Origin of the sequence: Collinsella vaginalis, from assembly GCF_900176655.1 — a bacterium.
GTDB classification, from domain to species: domain Bacteria; phylum Actinomycetota; class Coriobacteriia; order Coriobacteriales; family Coriobacteriaceae; genus Collinsella; species Collinsella vaginalis.
The window spans coordinates 1-1786 of the sequence record NZ_LT838847.1; the positions used below are offsets into that span (position 1 = coordinate 1).

Genomic DNA, 1786 nt, shown 5'->3' on the forward strand with positions numbered 1-1786 from the left:
GACTGCGGCCCCGATGGCGCCACCGTCCTCGACGTGGTGCGTCGTGTCGGTAAGGTCTCCGGTCTCGAGTCCGAGCTCGCCGCCCGCCGCCTGCCCGCCACCTGCGGCATCGGGCACACGCGCTGGGCCACGCACGGGCGTCCCACCCAGGCCAACGCCCATCCGCAGACGAGCTGCGGCGATCGCATCGCCGTCGTCCACAACGGCATCATCGAGAACTTCGCCGAGCTCCGCGACGAGCTCATCGCCCGCGGCCACGTCTTCACCAGCGACACCGACACCGAGGTCTTCGCCCACCTCATCGAAGAGGCCTACGATGGCAGCGCCGCCGCGGGCCTGCCTGCCACGCATGACCTGATGGCCGCCGTTCGCGAGGCCTGCACCCATGTGGTTGGCGCCTACGGCCTCGCCGTTGTCTGCGCCGACGAGCCGGGTGTCATCGCCGTGGCCCGCAAGGACAGCCCCATCGTCATCGGCCGCGGTGAGCGCGGCAGCTACGTCGCCTCGGACGTGATCGCCCTCATCGACGCCACCCGCGACGTGGTGGTGCTCGAGGATGGCCAGTTTGCCCGCCTCACCCCCGAGGGCATCGAGTACACCGACGACCAGGGCCAGGTGATTCAGCCCGAGGTCACGCACATCGACTGGGACCTCGACATGGCGGAGAAGGGCGGCTACCCCGACTTCATGATGAAGGAGATCGTCGAGCAGCCGCGCGTCGTGCGCGACACCCTTGTGGGGCGCCTCTCCGGCACCGGCGAGCTCACGATCGACGAGCTCGGCCTCACATTCGAGGAGCTGAACCTCATCGACCGCATCTACGTGATTGCCTGCGGCACGAGCTACCACGCGGGACTCATCGCGAAGAACCTGATCGAACGCTGGGCGCGGATCCCGTGCGAGGTTGAGGCCGCGAGCGAGTTCCGCTACCGCGACCCCATCATCACGCCGTCGACGCTGGTGGTCGCCGTGTCGCAGTCGGGTGAGACGGCCGACACCCTGGCGGCGATCCGCGACGCGCGGATCAAGGGCGCGAAGGTATTCGGCATCACGAATGTGGTGGGCAGCCCCGTGGCCCGCGAGTCGGACGGCGTGATCTACACCAAGGCCAACAAGGAGATCGCGGTGGCGAGCACCAAGAGCTTCATCGGCCAGGTGGTGAGCCTGACGCTGCTCGCGCTGCTGCTTGGCCAGGTGAAGGGCAAGCTCACGCGCGGTCAGACCCGCCTGCTCTTCCGCGAGCTTGGCGACACGGCCGAGCAGATCCAGTGGGTCCTGGACACGCAGCGCAACGCCATCAAAGCCGCGGCCGAGGCCTGCAAGGATGCCGTGTCGGCGCTCTTCGTGGGGCGCGGCATGGGCGCGGCGGTGAGCCACGAGGGCGCGCTCAAGCTCAAAGAGGTGAGCTACCTGCACGCGGAGGCGTATCCGGCGGGCGAGATGAAGCACGGGCCGATCGCCCTGATCGAGCCCGGGTTCCCCGTGATCGCCGTCACGAACCGCAGCGCCGTGTACGACAAGATGGTCTCGAACCTCAAGGAGTGCGAGGCCCGTGGCGCGCTAATTGTGGCCGTCGCGACGGAGGGCGACGAGGATATCGAGCGGGTCGCCAATCACGTGATTCGCATCCCGGCGACGCGCGACGAGTTCTCCGCGATCGTGGCGACGGTGCCCCTGCAGCTGCTCGCTCGCGAGGTCGCGCTGCTGCGCGGCTGCGATGTCGACCAGCCGCGCAACCTCGCCAAGAGCGTGACGGTGGAGTAGGGGCGGCGGGCGCGGTGCCGGG

Annotated in this window: 1 protein-coding gene; it reads left to right on the forward strand. The window is 68.9% G+C overall.

Annotation, left to right across the window (positions count from 1 at the left end):
* On the forward strand, positions 1–1764 hold a 1764-nt coding region (gene glmS, locus CAP13_RS08535), incomplete at its 5' end, for a glutamine--fructose-6-phosphate transaminase (isomerizing) (RefSeq protein ID WP_143764936.1).
* Positions 1765–1786: the final 22 nt, after the last annotated feature.